The organism is Acholeplasma hippikon (assembly GCF_900660755.1).
GTDB classification, from domain to species: Bacteria; Bacillota_I; Bacilli_A; order Acholeplasmatales; family Acholeplasmataceae; genus Acholeplasma; species Acholeplasma hippikon.
Genome location: NZ_LR215050.1, coordinates 720,718 through 738,413 on the forward strand (window position 1 = coordinate 720,718; position 17,696 = coordinate 738,413).

Genomic DNA, 17,696 nt, shown 5'->3' on the forward strand with positions numbered 1-17,696 from the left:
ATCAACCCTTTATTATTACCTATTCTTTAAACTTTAACATATGTCCCATCTTATCTTTTTTAGTCTTTAAATATAATTCATTTCTTTCGTTATGGTTAAGTTGAATTGGAACACGTTCAACAATTTCAATACCATAACCAGATAAGCCAGAGAGTTTAAGCGGATTATTTGTCATCAGTCTAACTTTAGTCACACCTAACTCAGTTAAGATTTGAGCCCCAATGCCATAATCTCTTAAATCTTCAGCAAAACCTAATGCTAAATTAGCCTCAACTGTATCCATACCTTGATCTTGTAAATTATAAGCTCTAATTTTATTGATTAAGCCAATACCACGACCCTCTTGTCGCATGTAAACTAAAACACCTTTACCCGCATCATTGATTTTATCAAGTGCTGCTTGTAACTGCTCGCCACAGTCACATTTCATTGAACCAAAAGCATCTCCTGTTAAACATTCAGAATGCACTCTAACTAAGACTTCATCTCCTGGTTTTATATCACCCATCACTAAGGCAACGTGATGTTCCCCACTAATTGAATTTTCAAAACCAATGATTTTAAAATCTCCGTGATGTGTCGGTAAATTGGCTTCAGCAGCGCGTTTAACAAAGTTTTCGCTACGCTCACGATACTGAATTAAACTAGAAACTGATGTCCATTTAATACCTAACTCATGTGCTAAGTCTTTTAATTCATTTAACAAATAAGGTTCCCCATTTTCTTTAACAATTAAAGATGTTACACCTGCAGGATAAAGTCCTGCAAATTTTGCTAAATCAACTGATGCTTCAGGACGTCCGGCACGCTTTAACACACCGCCTTGTCTGTATTGAATTGGGTAAATAACACCGGGTTGTCTAAATACTAAGGGAACGGATTTAGAATCTAAAATTGCTTCAATGGTTTTAAGCATTTTTTCTAATCTTGTACCATTCTTAGCAACTTCTACTGAAAGAATTCTTGTTGTTTGATAAGCAGAAATTGTTTGTTCATAAAGTGCATGAATATTTAATTCGTGGAATCTATCTTTTTCTGTTGTAATATTGATAATCCCTTTAGAATATTTATCCATCATACTTAATGTATCTAAAGTAATTTTCTGTGCAGCAACTAAAAAATCCCCAGTATTATCTGTATCATAGTCATCAACAATAATAATTGGTTTTCCTTGCTTGATATCTTCTAACACTTCTTCAATTGAATGAAAAAAATTCTCCATACTTAAGCCCTCATTTTTCTAATCATACAATATATAAATATTGATGAAATAAATAATTCATCAAAATACTATATAAAATTTAGATTGTTTAATGTATCTTCATTATATCAATTTAAATGTTTGAATACTAAAGTTCTACATTTTAAAAAAGACCTGATTCACATCAGGTCCTTAATTATAATTTTTTAATAATTTGATTTAGCATTTAAAACTAATTTTGTTTTCTCTTTATTTTGTTTCTTTAAATTAAATGGTAATGTGAATAATACATAAAGTGGTGTTAGTAAAATATAGGAAGGTGTTAGTAACCAAATTACTGGCCAATAAGTTTCTTTACCTTGATTAATGTTTAAAATATCTTTTCTCATCAAAGGTAAAGTTAAATTACCAATAAACTTACCCACTGCACCCATATCATCTGTTGGTCCAAAAGTAAATGAATTATTTAAGTACTGCCGAGATATAAATAATTCAAATGGTGTAAACCCTTCTCTTTTAACCATACCAGTAAAGGTAAGTAAAGCTGTATTAAGCATAAGTATAAACTGATAACCCAAGAAGCATAGCGGAATTAACCACCATTTTTTTAAATCAGGAACTCTCAAGCCTAAAAGTGCTAAAAGTAATGGAATAACCAACAATGAAATATGGCTGAAATAAAAACGTATAGTTTCAAAAGTAAAGATACTTTCACCAAGTGCTTCTGTCGGATAAATAACTCCCGCTAAGCCTCCAATCACACCAATAAAGAACATAAAGTCATGCAAGATATTCTTCTTTTTAAATAACATGATAAATGGGAAAATCATCGTTGATAATGCGCAAATGTTTTCTGCTGTTGATTTTGATAATTGCGTAGCATCCAAATAAACCAACTGTTTAGCAAAGTGTAATACAAAACATAAAAAACTCCAAACAAGTAAATACCTATACTGGAACTTTTTCTCTTTTTTCACTAAAAATAGGTATGTTCCTAAAACAGTAAATACCGTAATTACTAGTGCTAAAAGATATGTAATACTAAAAACTTCCACAAACATAGTCATTCCTTCTTTAACTTTCAATTAATATCAATATCATACATTAACTTAAACCACTTTTCAAAAAATATTATAAAGGTCACATAATGATTCTATTTTTTAGCTATTTTTATTTACAAGTAAGAAAAAAGTCTGGTTCAAAGAGCCAGACCTATTTATATTTAAAATTTATACGATTACTTAACCCTTACGAGTTTGTCTCCTTCATAATACAAATGCATTTCAAAAGGTTTTAGTTCATCAATTTTTGCTAAGAAGTAATAATCACCTTCCCACATTGGAAGATCTCTTAGTTTATCTTTAGGAACCCAGGTTAATTCACCTTCGTCACTTTCTTTAATCTCGCCACTATATTCAGTAGCCTTAAAGAGAATCATTTGTTCTGTATATTCAAATGAGTGAAAATAAATATTACCTTTATAAATTGGTTTGATGGTTAAACCTGTTTCTTCATATGTTTCACGAATTGCTGCATCAAATGCAGTTTCATTCGGTTCAATTTTACCACCAACACCCATATATTTATTTTGGTTCATATCAGCTTTTCTTTTGTGGATAAGTAGATAGTGATTATCTTTTTCAATATAAATAAGTACAGTTTTTTGATTCATCATAACGATTATTCCTTTTTTCCTTCAGCAAAAATATTATAGCACATCATATTTTCTAAGATTATTATACCTATAAAAATTTGTGATTTTAAACAAAAAAGGTTTGATAGTTTAGGTATCAAACCTGATTATTTATCTATTAAAAATCTGCTGTATCTGGATCTAAAGCTAATCCAAATGCACCATATAGATTATCAATTATTTCTATATCTAATGCATCTAACTTAAAGTCAAATAATCCTAGATTTTCTTTAATTCTTGAAGGTGTAACAGATTTAGGAAGCGGTAAATACCCGTGGTCTAAACTCCAACGTAGGACAACTTGTCCGATTGTTTTATTGTACTTATTTGCAATTTCTTCTAATTGGGTTACACCAAAAATTTTACCTGTACCTAGTGGTGAATATGCTTCCGTTAAAATATCATGTTTTTCATTAAACTCAACAACATCTTTTTGTTGGTCACTTGGGTTAACAAAGATTTGATTGACCATTGGTTTAATTCTAGCTGTTTTAAGTAGATCTTCTAAATGATGCACTTTAAAATTAGATACACCAATTGAACGAATCTTACCTTCCAGATAAGCATCTTCCATCGCACGGTAAACTTCACTATTACGTTTAGTTGAATTTCCTCTATGTGCTAATGGATGTGGCCAGTGAATAATATATAAGTCAACATAATTTAGACCTAAACGTTTTAAACTATTTTCTAACGCTTCTTTAGCCTCTTCATATGTGCCGTGTTGATTCCATAATTTAGTTGTTATAAATAATTCTTCACGAGGAATACCACTGTCTTTAATTGCGCGTCCAACACTTTCTTCATTTCTATATGCCTCTGCTGTATCAATATGGCGATATCCAACTTTTAATGCTTCCATAACTGAGAGATAGGCTTCATTACCATCTTTAACTTGCCAAGTTCCAAATCCTACAACTGGAATTTTAACGCCATTACTTAGTGTATAGACTGCATGTTTATAAGATAAATCAACACCCTTTAAAAATTTTGATTTAAACATTATGTTTCCTCCTTAATTCATATGATACATAAGTATCAACACTCTTATTATACATGAATAGTTAATGTATTTTGCGTATTGAAAAATAGTTATTCTTTTATAACTTAATCTACTAATCCCATAAAATGGCTATATTTAATTTTCAAATCACAACAATTGTAAATATTTAGTTAGCACGCTAACATAATGATATAGAATTAAAAAAATAAAGGAGCTACAGATGAAAAAGTTAGCAAAGATTAGTTTTTATTATAGTATTCTAGGATTAGTTCTTGGTATCTTCTATAGAGAATTTACGAAGATCAATGATTTTACTGGTGAAACCGTATTAGGTGGCTTACATACTCACGCATTAGCTTTAGGCACATTATTTTTCTTAATTGTTTTAATTGTAGAAAAACAATTTAAATTAACTGAAAGTAAAAAATTCAAACCATTCTTCATTGTTTATAATTCAGGTTTAATTGGTTTATTAGTAATGATGATGATTCGTGGTATCTTAGAAGTCTTAGGTACAAATGTTACAACAGGATGGGATCTTACCATCTCATGGTTAGCAGGTTTTGCCCATATGGCAATGGCTGCTGGATTTGTTCGTTTCTTCTTAATGTTATTTAAACAAATCGACTTAATAGAAAAACAATCAGAATAACTTAAATCTTACCAGGACTCCCTTGTCCTGGTTTTTAATTATAAAAAGAAGTTTATCGCGTAATTAACCATAAAAAAAGACATATGAATTAATGAACAGCCTCTTGTCAAGTAGACACGGTAAATAATATAAAATTAGATGGCCATATACCTATATTCTAAAGGTGTATGGCTTTTTAATTTGCGTTGTATTCTTTCTTGATTATAGAACTTAATGTAATCTTTAATTGCTTTTGTGAGTTTTTCTGATGAATCAAACGTTTCTAAATAATACATTTCAGATTTGATGATGCCCCATAAGTTCTCGATTGGTCCATTATCAATACACTTACCTACTCTAGACATACTTTACACCATATTGTGTTTATCTAATAGATTCTTAAATGATCTGCTCGTGTATTGAAATCCCCTGTCACTATGAAACATTGGTTGAGCACCAGGATTCTTTTTCACTGCCTTATTAAAGGTTGTAAAAACGAGATGATTATCATTTCTATGATGTATATGATAAGAAACTACACTCTTATCATATACGTCTAATATCGCACATAAGTAAAGCTTTTGACCACTGTATCAATATTTAAATTCTGTAACATCACTTAACCATTTCTCATTTGGATTGGATGCACTAAATTCTCTATTTAATATGTTTTGTCCAACTTGTTCAGGTTTAGTCTTCAAGAAACCTGGACGTTTACGACGGATAATAGATTTTAAATTGTAGGCTCGCATTAAACGATAAATGTAGTTTTCCGAATGATTTTTTCCAGTATATTTATTGATGTTATCTCTAATACGTCTATAACCGTATTTTTTATTGAAATGTTTATAGTAGGTTTGTATAACTTCTAGCATTTCTTCATTCTTTGTTTCATAGGATGGTTTAATTCTGTTTGACCATTTATAATATGCAGATCGCGCTATACCTAACAGTTCACAGAGCCATTTAATATCGTAAACATCTTTAAAATAAGCTATTGTTTCATATGTTTCTTGGTTTCTAATCTTGTTAAGTGGGCTTTTGCCTCCAACTCTTGTTTTTTTTTGAAGACTTTCTTGGCTGCCTCACTTAAATATAATTCTTTTTTTAGGCGTTCATTCTCACGTCTTAATTTTTCAAGTTCTGATAATTCATCAGGTTGTTTTTTTCGACCACGCTTGTCACTAAGTCCATCAACACCAAAAACTTGGTACTTTTTGTACCAAGTGTATACTTGTTGGTAGCTTACTTCAAACTTCAAGGAGGTACCTTGATAATCAAACTCATTTTGAATTAAGTATTCTACAATTTTAACTCTTTCATCTAATGTTGTTTTACGTCCCATAATATCGATACCACCTGATTCACTATGTGTAGTTTTGATATTATTATACCCTAATACCCATCTTGCTATTAATGACGGATTACGAATTCCATATTTTAGGGCTAAATCATAATATCTTCCAGCACCATTCCTATATGATTCAACAACTTCATTTTTTAATGTTTCAGTATAACTTTGATTCATACCTTGCATACGTAATGCTTCAGCACCAAACTTACTATATTTGAAAATCAGTACCTCTATTGCGCTTTTGCTTACGCCAAACTGACTTGCTAACTGTCTAAGTGACCCTTCGCCTTTCTCATATATCGTGCAAATAAGTATTTTTTCTTCATAACTTAATCGTTTGTTTTTTCTCAAAATAAAATACCTCCAAGTATTAACAGTAATAATATATATTTCTTTATATTATTTCCTGTGTCTACTTTAGAGGTATCATATCAATCGTATGTCTTTTAATTTTATTTTATCTTTTCTTTAAGAATGGCACAAAGATTGGTGTTTCTTTTTTATATGCTTCAAAATCTAAATTACCAATATATCTTTTTTCTAATAATGGAACCCCTGTTACAAATCTTAAAAGAACTGTCATAATGAGTGGGCTAACTAAACCGAAAAAGGGAATGGATGTTAATGATGAAACAGAAATTATACCAATCCCCCACCATAAGGTTGCTTCACCAAAATAATTAGGGTGTCTAGATAAATTCCAAACCCCAGTTTTTAAGATTTTACCTTTATTTTTTGGATCTTTCTTAAAATTCCTTAATTGTCTATCTGCTAAAACCTCAAAGATAAACCCAATTAAAAATACTAAAATACCTAACCCTAAAATTAAACCATGGTACCATGTATTAATTTTATTACTATATAAATTCATTAAGATGATCGGTAATGAAATAATATATGAAAATATTGACTGAGTAACAAAGACTTTAAAGAACGCCTTTAACATTATGTTTGTTTTCCATTTTTTTCTCATGTCTTGATATCTAAAGTCTTCTTCTTTTTTCCAATTACGTTTGAATAAATAAATTGTTAATCTCATTCCCCATAATATAATAACAATTAACAAGATAACTTTAAGCACATGTATAGAACCACTTAATAACATCGATGAAACTGCTGTTACAACAAAGCTTGCCCCCCAAGCGATATCGATTAAACCATTATTTTTCTTTACTTGTGCAATCACGAACCACAAAATAAAATATAAAAGTAATATCAAATAAATATATAGAAATGTCATTTGAAAACACCTCTATAAATCAAAAATGTTAATAATGAAGTGAGTGTTCCAAGTGAGGTACCCCAAATTAAATCAATCACAACCATTTTTAAAGGGAATCCTTCTAAGGTTGCATAATTTGTTAGATCATAGGTTGCATAAGAAACAAAGCCAAATAAAGCACCTAATAAAACAACTTTAATTAAGGAACCCGATTCAATACTAGGTATAATGACAAACACTGATAAACCAACGATAAAAATAGCGTAAAACAGAAATGCTGCAACAAAGTTGAGATTCTTTTTCATTAAATGCCCCATCTCATTTTGATAGAGCTTATTCGCAATCACTCCCAACCAAATTAAATCCACTGCTAAAAAAATAAGAAACGCAATCACAAACACTTTGATATAAATTAACAAATACTTATCCTCCTTTAATTTACTATAGTTTCATCTTATCCTTTAATTGATTGTTTTATGTGTTATTTGTTATCAAGTGCGCCATTTTTGACTTAAAACGTTAATAAGTAGCTCACTTGATAGCATATCTTATAATGTTTGAAAATCTATATTATAATAAAAGTATGAAATTCATTATTGGGGGATAAGGAATTGAAACTAAAACTTAAGAGGTTTTTTAAGAAAATCGGTCGTTTCATCTCTAATGCCGTTTTCTTACTTTACAGAAAAACATTTATGGCAAGTCGTACACGCAATGTTATTTTAATTGTTATTTTATTTTCAATTGGATTTGGCTTTTATAGCCATTTTTATTGGGAAGATACTTTTAAACAATTTATCGGTACTTTTGCAGGGGTTGCAACTACTATCTTTATTGGTTCTATGGCTCATTTAATTTCACTTGCCTTTGAAGATCGAAATAAAATTACGAGTGATTATGAACTGATCAAAAAAATGTATAGTGCTGAACAATTAACACAAACCGTAAACTTTTTAGATGGTACTTCATTATCATTTGTTTATAAAGGGGTGCCAACAATTATCAAAGAAATCAAAGTGGTTGATGACAATAAAAAGATGTACTTACCAACAGAAGTTATGTCATCAAACTTTACCAAACTTTTTAATGCCCATCGCGGAGCATATAAGAAAAATGTCTTTACCGTCAGAGTTGATGATGTCTACGATGATGAAGCTTCTGCTATTACACTTTATACAAGTAGAAGCACTTACTTTAATCATTTAATCTCAAACAGGGTCATGGATTATCCATTTGCTAAATCACTTACTCTAAGAAGTTTATATGAACCAGGACCAGATATAACACCATTAAAACATTCTGTCTTTTCTAACCATCTAGGTATTATTGGAATCATAGAAACTGCTGATAACTTCTATATTCTAAATAAGCGCTCTAAAACTGGTTCTACCTCTAAAGACTTCTTAGTTTCACCAATTGCCTTTGGGTTAACCGCCGGTGTTAAAGAAAATGTAAATGAAGCATATATTACAAACAAAGTGATTGAAAAAACCAATGAACGTTTGAAAAAAACGTCAACAGATACAATCAATCATATTAGAAAAATCATACCGGTTGGCTATGGTAGAGATATTTATGAAGCAGGTAAACCACACTTATTCTATTTAGTTAAAATCAATTTAACTAAAGATGAATATTTAGAACTTTTCTATCATAGTCCATTTAATAAACATACCATAGACTTTAACCATAAGGCGTTTGCTATTAAAGCAAATGACTTTGGTTATCATGATGGATTTTTCCATATGACGCATCATAATCATAAAGGTATTAAGAAAACACACCTCATGAAAGCTGAAACAAACCTCATCATGAATATTAAATGCTTGATTGACTTAGGTCTTTTTAAAACAAATGAATAAATAAAATTAAAAAGGTTTGGTACAAAAGTATCAAACCTTTTCTTCATTATTTAATTAAATATGCATAAATTAATTTTAATGTGTTTTCAATACCTTTAATATGGGTACGTTCCATACCATGAGAAGCACTCACGCCACTGCCAATTAAAGCACCCTTCATGTCAACACCAGCACGTCTTGCCGCACCAATATCACTTCCATAGAATGGGAAGATATCAACGGTGTAATTTAATCCGTTTTCTTTAGCCATATTGATTAATCTTGTTGTTAATTCATAATCATATGGTCCACCTGAATCTTTCGCACAAATGCTTACAGCATATTCACTGCCCGCTAAATCTAAACCAATACATCCCATATCAATTGTAACAAACTCAGAAATGTTTCGATCTACAATAGATGCACCATGTCCTACTTCTTCATATGTTACAAAATATACTTTTGTATCATATTTAAATTTAATTTTATTTTCTGCAGTATACTTTAACAACATTAACAAAATAACAACTGATGCTTTATCATCAACAAATCTTGTTTTTAAGAAACCTGACTCAGTGATTGTAAACTTCGTATCATAAGCCACAATATCACCATTTTGAATACCTAGTTTTTCTACATCTTCTTTTGAATAGACTTCTTCATCTAATCTTACTTCTAGTTCATCAATATTTCTAGATTTTGTATTGGCATCACTAAACACATGTACTGCAGGTGAAGTAGATAGGATAGTCCCTGTATATTTTCTACCATCTCTCGTATAAATCGTGCAATACTCACCATCTAGTGTTGGTGTACTTGGTCCCCCAAGCAGTGTTAATGCTAATTTACCATTTGGCTTAATTGAACGAACCATTAAACCTAATGTATCGCAGTGTGCAGAAGTTGCAACCACTTTTGATGAATCATTTCCTTTAATAGAAATTTCTAATGCACCATTGTGCATCACTTTTGATTCATATCCAAATGAATCCACATAGCCTTTTACTTTTTTAATGATATTCTCTGTATAACCAGTAGGAGAATCGCATTTAAAGATATCTTCTGCTAATTTTTTAAAATAATCTAAATCAAATTTTATCATTTTTCATCTCTTCCTTTATTAAACTATTATAACAACTTTTTTTATTAAGAGATAATTTTTCATTCATTTTTCATATGATATTTCTAGATTATCCTTAAAAAGGATAAAACATTTAAACCCTTTTATATACGCTTTAATTTATATCTTTTTTATCTATTAAAAAAGGGCTAGATATTTTATATCTAACCCAATCTTATAAATCTATAAGTTATGTATAGTGTTCTAATAATGCTTTTCTTGATTCCTCATCAACAACTAATAAGAGTTTTTCTTTATAGTTTTTGAGTGCTTCTGGATTGAATTTAAATACTTTGTTAATTAAATCTCTAACCATACCCACATGTGGCACACCACGAACATATAAATATGTAGAATCAGTAATTTTAAATTGTGATAAAAGATTTAATAAATAATCAACAATTTCAACACATTCACTGTTTCTATTATTTGCACAAAGCGCTAAGGCGTAATAAAGTCTTACAAACGGACCATTTAATTCCACAGGTTCACCTTTAGTATTAACTTGATTAGATTTTAACTTTTCATAAAGTTTACTTTCTAAAGCTAAGTTATTTGTATAAACTGAACTTTGAAGTAAATTAAACGCATTGCTATTGGTTTCATCATCACTATATAGTTCTACATAAATTTTATGCGCCTCTTCATGATTACCCATTCTTGAAAATGCTAGTCCTTTTTGAAGTAAATCGTTTTTTTGTTGATTCGTTAGTTTAACAATTTTATTTCGTTTTTTAAATATTTTTAATATGCCCATCTTTATATTCATCCTTTAATTGATATCGACATAATAATGATACCAAAATAAACTTATACTTTACGAGTAAATTATAAAAAAAGAGGGAATCTGAAGTAGTCAATACTTTGTAGACATAAAAAATTATTTAAACCTCAATTCAGTTCTATACTGTATTGGGGTTTTATATCTTAATGAGTATGCTAATCTTTCATTATTGAAATACTCAACATACTTTTTTATAATCTCTAATGGATTATCACTGTGATAAAAATTATAGTCATATTTAAGTTCATCTTTGATCCAACCATTTAGGGATTCAATAATTGGATTATCTGTAGGGGTTGCTATTCTCGACATTGATCTTTTTATGGTATGATTAAATAAAGAGTTGAATCCTCTTGAGGTATATATTGCTCCTTGATCAGAATGCACAATCGTGTCAAGGTTCATATATCCTCTTTTTTGTTTTTGTCTTAAAAAGTTTTTTGCAGCTGTATAGTGATTTGAAGGACTTGCACCATAATTACTGCGTCTAATATCGTAAGATATAATCGTATGATCAAATAAATCAATATATAGATTCCAGTCATATTTACCACTTTTATGCGTTAGTATTGTTGTATCTGTACATACTTTCTCAAATGGACGACTTGTATGAAAATCATGTAGTAAATTAGGATATATCTCGTGTTCTTTTCCGGACTTGTGGCGCTTCATTCTTGCTTTTGAACGAATACCTAATAATTTACAGCACTGATGGCATAAAAGGTCTGAAAAGTATCGTTTTGTTTTATTCCTAATATGCTCCGCTCTATGTTTATAACCCCATACTTTATGCTTCTTATAACTTTCTTTGATTTCTTCGATTAACCATAATCTGTTAATTTGGTACCTGTTTAAGGTACCTTTTCTTTTTATCCATTTATAATATCCTGATCGTGATACACCCATATATATACATAAATTTTCAATATTCATTTCTTTACTTAATAAAGCTATGATTTCGTATTCGCTTTGGATTTTCTTCTTAACTTTATTTCCATCACCTCCTCGGTTGTGTATCCTTTTTTTAAACGTTCATTCTCTATTCTTAATTTCATGTTTTCATATTGGAGTTGTTCTAATTCTGTTAGGTTTTTCTTTAGCATAAATTTAGAAAGTGGATTCCCTGGCTTTCTCTTATTCTCTAGTGCATCTATGCCACCTTCATTATATTTTCTGACCCATGTTGAAATCATTCCGTTAGATATATTATTCTTTCTTCCTAATTCCAGTGCACTACATTCGCCCGATAGAACCAGCTTAACATATTCATACTTAGCTTCTTTACTCCAGTATCGTGATTCAGTCTTATTCTTAACACCTTTTGGTCTTCCCATAGTTATGCCTCCTTTTACTTAAATTATACAAAAAAAGATGCTAGTAGTTTTTTGTGTCTACTAACATCTTACTATTTCAAATCCCCTCTTAATTTTCAAAAATGTCTTATAATTGTTTTTTATTAAATACTTTTATACTTGCTGCTAATGATCCAATGACTAAAATTAAAGTGATAATTAATGTAGGAAGAAACTTATTAAAACTTATCTCACCTACAAGTAGTTTATTTACATCCATTAATGTGGTAGGAATAAATTTACTGATACTTGGAATTAAACCAACAAGATAAAACATAAATGTTACCGTAGAAACACCCAATAAGACACCTGTGTTTTTATTTGATATTGTTGAGAATAAAACCATGAGTCCAATAATAAATACACCAAATAAATACCACATCATTATTGCAGATATTAACCCAACAGCAATACTATTATCCCAATAATATGCATTATATAGATAAGTGATAACAAAACAAATAAAATATCCTACAGTCCATACAAGAAATAAATTTAAAAATTTAGCTAACAAAACTTTAGAACGTTTTAGCCCTTTAGATAATAATAAAATCAATGTATTATTTTCATATTCAACTGTATAAATAGAACTGTACATAATTACAAAAACAATTAATGCAATCGGAATATTCTTAAAGAATTGTACCCATGATGTTATGGCATTGACTTCTATGTTGCCAATGATTATCCCTGTATCATTCATACTATCTGATAAAAGTTCTAAAATCCATGGTGTTAACTTAGCAATTAATGGGTTCATGATGCCAAATATTACAAATAAAATAGCCATGACAACAAGTTTACCTGAACGCTTATTTTCTAATAATTCTTTCTTGAAAAATGATAAAAACGACTTCATTTTTGTATCACCTCCAAGTAGAATGATTCTAAAGTTTTTTCTAAAAACTCTATTTTACTAAATGCTATATTTTCTTTGATCATATATGCTAAAACTTCATTTAGTTTTTGAACAAGTACTTTAACTTCAATAGGGTTTACTAAATCTAATTCAAACCTCTTTGAAATTTTTTTTGCATGATTTTCATCTAAAAATTGAATGATATATTCATTTGATTGATGCATTTTCTTAATTTCATCAATCTTACCTTGAAGTTTTATCACACCCTCATCTAAAAAAACGACGTGTGTACAGATACGCTCAACATCCGTTAAGATATGTGTTGAAAATAATACAGTTGTTTCATTTTTAACACTGCTTAAAATATCTAATATTTCTTTTCTTCCTTTTGGATCTAGTGCAGATGTTGGTTCATCACAAATCAAGAGTTTTGGTTTACCTAATAATGCCTGTGCAATCCCTAAGCGTTGTTTCATTCCTCTTGAGTATCCTTTAATTCTTGATACTTCATTTGCTAAACCTACAAGCGTTAAAAGTTCTTCTGTTCTTTTAACTACTATATCATTTGCCAAACCTAGTGCTTCTCCACAAAGTTTTAAATATTCTCTTGCATTCATAAATCTGTAAAACTCCGGCACATCGGGTAAGTAACCAATGTATTTATTTGTCTTATTTTCTCCAAAAGTTACAATATCATCATAGATTTTTATACTTCCCTCATCAACTTTTAAAAGACCTAAAATTGATTTCATTGTCGTTGTTTTGCCAGCACCATTTTTGCCAATAAACCCAAAAATACTATTTTCTGGAATTTCTAAATTTATTCCTTTAAGTACTTCTTTATCTTTAAATATTTTCTTTAAATTTTGAATCGTAACAATTTGCATCCTAGTTCTCTTTTCCAAAAATAAAGTATAAAATTGGCCCTACAAAATTCATGAGTAAAATGGTGATGACAATCCAAAAATTTCTTGTCCCTCTTTTATATTTATCATGTGTTACGATATGTCTTAAGGTATAAAACAAAAGTAAAAACTGAACAATCACAAGTGGTATTAAAAAAGGAATGAGTTCTTTTAAATCCATATATATCCCCCTATTGAATCATAATCTAACTTCATTATAGCATCTAATTACCTACGTGCTAAATAATGTTTTCTTTTTGCTTAGCAGTAAACTAAATTGATGTTATATATCAACCCTTTGTATTTTTTTACTTATTTTAATCATTTATAAATAAACTTTAAACATTAAAAAACAGGTAGTATTTTCTACCTGTTATGTTTAGTAATTTAAGATTAAAAAGTGCTCTTCATCAAGATAGGTTCCATCTTTCCAAAATTCACTTGAATACCTTACCCCTTTTATTTCATTATTTTCAATTGCAAAAAACTGAATGATTTCTTTTTTATTACTGGATAAGTCTACTCTATATAAATAATATGCCTGGTAGTTAGCAAGAACGGGTCCATAGTTTCTAGTTTCAAAGTAATATCTATATCCGTTTGCCTCTAAGGTTTGTTCAACTTTTGATTTATCCGTAAGTTTTTCTTTATGGCGTGATAGTTTAAGCTTCTCTAAATCAAATGAATAATTATCATTTTTTAGTCCTCCAGGTATCAGTTCAGAACCCTTTTTAATCCATTTGACTTTAAAAATAATAGTATGTTCATCCTTCATAAAACCACTCATATAGTCTTTATCTTTATCAAATTCAAAAATCTTTTCAGTTTCAACTTTATCTAATCCAAAAGCTATTTTGTATAAGGAGTTACTTGTCACTAAATAATCTTTTAATTTTTCATGTTTTAATGAACCAGACGCTCTTAAACTAGATATATATTCATAAGCTTTTACATCACCTATCATAAAGTAATCATCACCAATTAAGGCAATATCTTTTTCTGCTTCAATTGGCCAAACTTCATGATAAACTTTAGTTTCTAAATTAAAGAAGCCTAATCCAACATGAGATGTAAAGTTTCCTAAATAGTCAATTTTTAATATACGAATATAATTCACACCATGCTTATTAATGATTTGGTATCGAAATCGATTGTGTTCTACGTTTAAAACCTTATAAAAGTTTAAATCATCTAATTTAGTATATTGAATATATCCTTCGTTAATAAAAATGATATAGTTCTCATTAACATATAAAGAATTTATTTGTGCTTTTATTTCTCTTATTGCTTTTGTTTCTATATTAATGAAGATATTACTTTCTTGATTATCATGTTGCTTTTTAATAATAAAGTGTCCTTTTGAATAGTATTCAATTGAACTTAAAAAGTCTGAATAATTATCCGTAAAATAAAGTATCTGAATTTCCTTACTTAGTGGATCATAAGATAATAAGACATTTACCTCTAAAGTTTCATAATAAGCATCTAAAATCATATAAATTACTCGATCTAAAATGTAGTAATCCTGTATCTGATTAACTTCATAAGTTATACCTTCTAAAGTAAATTTGGAAACTAAAGTTTCTTCATCTTCTCCAGTTGATTTCGTTTTTATATTTCCGCGATAAAAATAGTTTCCATCCCAAGTTGCAAGTTCACTTAAATCTGGTGCTAGTTTTTCATATGTAGTGCACCCTAGTAATAAACATAAAAAGACTAATAAAAGTGTAAAATTAATAAAATGTTTATTCTTCAATTTATATCCCCTACTTTTTTTGTCGCTATTTATTTACTATATTATATCATTTTCATTAACCACAAAGATAAAAGATTATAACCAAACTAGAGTATTATTCAAGTTCTTATCCTACACTTTTTATTATCATAAATATAAAATAAAATAAAATAGAAACCAATAAGGAAGTAATATATATGTACGAATATACCACTGAAGAATTAAATGAAGTCATTGAAAAATTCTTCACTTCAACTGAACCATTAAAATTAAGAGAATTACCAGCAAAAGATAAAAAGAAATATTTAGTTCACATTCCAATCATTCAGGCTTTTGAAAGAAATAAAAAATATACTGAAGTTGAAGTAAATATGATACTAAAATCTATTTATCCAACTGATCATTGTATCATTCGTAGAAACTTAGTTGATTACAAGTTTTTAGGCAGAGAAAACATGAGTGCCACTTATTGGGTCATAGAAAAATAATTTATTTTATCTTCTCTATTTTATAACTTACTTTAGATCTCCCCTTTTACTAAAGTGATTTTATCACTTAGTATGAATCACAAACTATCACCTCCATGTGATAGTTTTTTTATTAATTATTTAAATTTATCTAAAATCCTTAAATTAACTTTTTCATTCATACCATTCTCTAATGATTCAGTTTGGGAAGTTAAACTGAATCATTATTTAAATTTTCTAATAGTTTAAATTAAAAAAGGTTTGAAACAATTCATCGATTGATTCAAACCCTTTTTTTATATATTGATTTAATTAAGCCTTATAAACTGATTGACCTTTAATGATTGTTTCAACAACATTAAAGTTCTTATCTAGAATGACTAAGTTAGCTTTCTTACCCACTTCAATTGAACCTACTTCATTAAATAAGTTTAATTGTTTAGCAGGGTTAACTGATGCCATAATTGATGCTTCAACAACACTAAGATTTAAATCTTTAACTAAGTTTCTATAACCATCATTCATCTTAAGAATTGAACCAGCTAATGTACCATCAAATAATCTCGCTTCATTATTCTTAATATAAACAGTTTGTCCACCTAATTCAGATTCTCCTTCAGGCATGTATTTAGCACGCATAGAGTCTGTAATTAGTGTAACATTATTTACACCTTTAGCTTGTAGTAAAACTTTAGCTGCAGCAACTGAAACGTGAATTTCATCAAAGATTAATTCTGCATTCATTTCATTGTGTAATAAACCTGCACCTACGACACCAATATCTCTATGGTGTAATGGAGTCATTGCGTTATAGAAGTGAGTTAATGAAGTTAATCCAGCTTCCATACCTGCTTTAACAGTTGCATAATTAGCTTTTGTATGTGCAACAGAGGCAACAATTTGGTTAGCCTTTAAATATTTAATTAATTCAATTGAACCTTCAATTTCAGGAGCAAGTGAAACTTTTTTAATTAAGTTATTAGCTTTTTTATTAAATGCTTCAAACACTTCAATTGTAGGTTTGATAATACAATTTTTAGGTTGTGCGCCTGCAGCGCCTTCATTAATAAATGGACCTTCTAAGTGAACGCCATATACCTCTGTTGCCATTGGGTTTTGGTTCTTATGATAAACAGCAATTGCTTCTAATGCATTCTCAACATTTTGAATTGTTTGAGTCATTGTTGTTGGTAAGAAACCAGTTGTTCCTTCTTTAACTAAAGATAATGCCATCTTTTCGATTGCAGCTGAATCAGCATCCATTGCATCGTAATTATTAGAACCATGAATATGAACATCAATAAATCCCGGTACTAAATAATTTGCATCATTATTTTGTGGTCTTTCTTTTTTGATAATTTCAGCGATTTTGCCATCCTTGACAGAAACATCACCAAAAACCTCTTTGTCTGCTAATACAATGTTTACATTTTTGATTAACATGATAATTTCTCCTTTAATACGATATAGTACATTTCCATATTAATTATAGGCCTTTTTTTTAAAAAAAACAAACCTTAAATAGGGAT

General features: G+C 29.3%; 21 protein-coding genes and 1 pseudogene. 3 read left to right on the forward strand and 19 right to left on the reverse strand.

Annotation, left to right across the window (positions count from 1 at the left end; all coding sequences use genetic code 11):
* Positions 1-19: 19 nt before the first annotated feature.
* From ribA to EXC59_RS03505, 4 genes are all read right to left on the reverse strand, one after another.
* Entirely contained in the window at positions 20-1,222 is a 1,203-nt protein-coding gene (gene ribA / locus EXC59_RS03490) for a GTP cyclohydrolase II (protein WP_035368188.1), read from the reverse strand.
* Positions 1,223-1,407: 185 nt separating this feature from the next.
* Positions 1,408-2,268, reverse strand: coding sequence for a TMEM164 family acyltransferase (locus tag EXC59_RS03495; protein ID WP_156952783.1), 861 nt, complete (start codon positions 2,266-2,268; stop codon positions 1,408-1,410).
* 170 nt (positions 2,269-2,438) lie between these two features.
* The gene (locus tag EXC59_RS03500) at positions 2,439-2,876 is read right to left on the reverse strand and encodes an NUDIX hydrolase (protein ID WP_051658914.1); all 438 of its coding nucleotides are present in this window, start codon (positions 2,874-2,876) and stop codon (positions 2,439-2,441) included.
* Positions 2,877-3,012: 136 nt separating this feature from the next.
* Positions 3,013-3,897 carry an aldo/keto reductase gene (locus EXC59_RS03505; protein WP_051658915.1) on the reverse strand — a complete coding sequence of 295 codons (885 nt, stop codon included), beginning with the start codon at positions 3,895-3,897 and terminating at the stop codon, positions 3,013-3,015.
* A gap of 220 nt (positions 3,898-4,117) precedes the next feature.
* Between EXC59_RS03505 and EXC59_RS03510 the strand changes: the two genes are divergently transcribed.
* Positions 4,118-4,549: a DUF2871 domain-containing protein gene (locus EXC59_RS03510; RefSeq protein ID WP_035368194.1), complete on the forward strand. Its 432-nt coding sequence runs from the start codon at positions 4,118-4,120 to the stop codon at positions 4,547-4,549.
* 134 nt (positions 4,550-4,683) lie between these two features.
* Here the strand turns inward: EXC59_RS03510 and EXC59_RS03515 are convergent, their stop codons facing one another.
* From EXC59_RS03515 to EXC59_RS03535, 6 genes and pseudogenes are all read right to left on the reverse strand, one after another.
* Positions 4,684-4,893 carry an IS3 family transposase gene (locus EXC59_RS03515; protein ID WP_051658916.1) on the reverse strand — a complete coding sequence of 70 codons (210 nt, stop codon included), beginning with the start codon at positions 4,891-4,893 and terminating at the stop codon, positions 4,684-4,686.
* A 3-nt stretch (positions 4,894-4,896) separates the two neighbouring features.
* A pseudogene (locus EXC59_RS07260) lies at positions 4,897-5,103 on the reverse strand (DDE-type integrase/transposase/recombinase); the annotation flags it as partial.
* An 18-nt stretch (positions 5,104-5,121) separates the two neighbouring features.
* On the reverse strand, positions 5,122-5,403 hold the full coding sequence (locus tag EXC59_RS07090) for an IS3 family transposase (RefSeq protein ID WP_162849170.1): 282 nt from the start codon (positions 5,401-5,403) through the stop codon (positions 5,122-5,124).
* A 119-nt stretch (positions 5,404-5,522) separates the two neighbouring features.
* On the reverse strand, positions 5,523-6,233 hold the full coding sequence (locus EXC59_RS03525; protein ID WP_129614252.1) for a helix-turn-helix domain-containing protein: 711 nt from the start codon (positions 6,231-6,233) through the stop codon (positions 5,523-5,525).
* 106 nt (positions 6,234-6,339) lie between these two features.
* Positions 6,340-7,068: a DUF1295 domain-containing protein gene (locus tag EXC59_RS03530; RefSeq protein WP_232034475.1), complete on the reverse strand. Its 729-nt coding sequence runs from the start codon at positions 7,066-7,068 to the stop codon at positions 6,340-6,342.
* Positions 7,069-7,118: 50 nt separating this feature from the next.
* The gene (locus EXC59_RS03535; RefSeq protein ID WP_197723482.1) at positions 7,119-7,523 is read right to left on the reverse strand and encodes a DUF2177 family protein; all 405 of its coding nucleotides are present in this window, start codon (positions 7,521-7,523) and stop codon (positions 7,119-7,121) included.
* Between the two features lie 276 nt (positions 7,524-7,799).
* Between EXC59_RS03535 and EXC59_RS03540 the strand changes: the two genes are divergently transcribed.
* Entirely contained in the window at positions 7,800-8,966 is a 1,167-nt protein-coding gene (locus EXC59_RS03540) for a hypothetical protein (RefSeq protein WP_162163883.1), read from the forward strand.
* A gap of 46 nt (positions 8,967-9,012) precedes the next feature.
* Here EXC59_RS03540 and EXC59_RS03545 read toward each other — a convergent pair whose 3' ends face one another.
* The 8 genes from EXC59_RS03545 to EXC59_RS03580 form a co-directional block, all read right to left on the reverse strand.
* Positions 9,013-10,047, reverse strand: a complete 1,035-nt coding sequence (locus EXC59_RS03545; RefSeq protein WP_035368326.1) for a M42 family metallopeptidase — start codon at positions 10,045-10,047, stop codon at positions 9,013-9,015.
* A 208-nt stretch (positions 10,048-10,255) separates the two neighbouring features.
* Positions 10,256-10,822: a hypothetical protein gene (locus EXC59_RS03550; RefSeq protein ID WP_035368325.1), complete on the reverse strand. Its 567-nt coding sequence runs from the start codon at positions 10,820-10,822 to the stop codon at positions 10,256-10,258.
* Positions 10,823-10,945: 123 nt separating this feature from the next.
* Entirely contained in the window at positions 10,946-11,782 is an 837-nt protein-coding gene (locus EXC59_RS03555) for an IS3 family transposase (protein WP_129614223.1), read from the reverse strand.
* 17 nt (positions 11,783-11,799) lie between these two features.
* A complete protein-coding gene (locus tag EXC59_RS03560) occupies positions 11,800-12,183 on the reverse strand; it encodes a helix-turn-helix domain-containing protein (RefSeq protein WP_129614222.1) in 384 nt (127 codons plus the stop codon).
* A gap of 106 nt (positions 12,184-12,289) precedes the next feature.
* Complete coding sequence (locus EXC59_RS03565; RefSeq protein WP_035368138.1) at positions 12,290-13,060, reverse strand: ABC transporter permease subunit; 771 nt, start codon at positions 13,058-13,060, stop codon at positions 12,290-12,292.
* Positions 13,057-13,947, reverse strand: a complete 891-nt coding sequence (locus EXC59_RS03570; protein WP_162163864.1) for an ABC transporter ATP-binding protein — start codon at positions 13,945-13,947, stop codon at positions 13,057-13,059. The genes EXC59_RS03565 and EXC59_RS03570 overlap by 4 nt, the downstream gene beginning before the upstream one ends.
* A gap of 1 nt (position 13,948) precedes the next feature.
* The gene (locus tag EXC59_RS03575) at positions 13,949-14,146 is read right to left on the reverse strand and encodes a PLDc N-terminal domain-containing protein (protein ID WP_035368137.1); all 198 of its coding nucleotides are present in this window, start codon (positions 14,144-14,146) and stop codon (positions 13,949-13,951) included.
* A gap of 198 nt (positions 14,147-14,344) precedes the next feature.
* Complete coding sequence (locus EXC59_RS03580; RefSeq protein WP_035368135.1) at positions 14,345-15,721, reverse strand: hypothetical protein; 1,377 nt, start codon at positions 15,719-15,721, stop codon at positions 14,345-14,347.
* 176 nt (positions 15,722-15,897) lie between these two features.
* On the opposite strand from EXC59_RS03580, the gene EXC59_RS03585 reads away from it, so the two are divergent.
* On the forward strand, positions 15,898-16,188 hold the full coding sequence (locus tag EXC59_RS03585; RefSeq protein ID WP_051658907.1) for a DUF2087 domain-containing protein: 291 nt from the start codon (positions 15,898-15,900) through the stop codon (positions 16,186-16,188).
* Between the two features lie 291 nt (positions 16,189-16,479).
* Here EXC59_RS03585 and nagA read toward each other — a convergent pair whose 3' ends face one another.
* Entirely contained in the window at positions 16,480-17,610 is a 1,131-nt protein-coding gene (gene nagA, locus EXC59_RS03590) for an N-acetylglucosamine-6-phosphate deacetylase (protein WP_035368134.1), read from the reverse strand.
* Between the last annotated feature and the right edge of the window lie 86 nt (positions 17,611-17,696).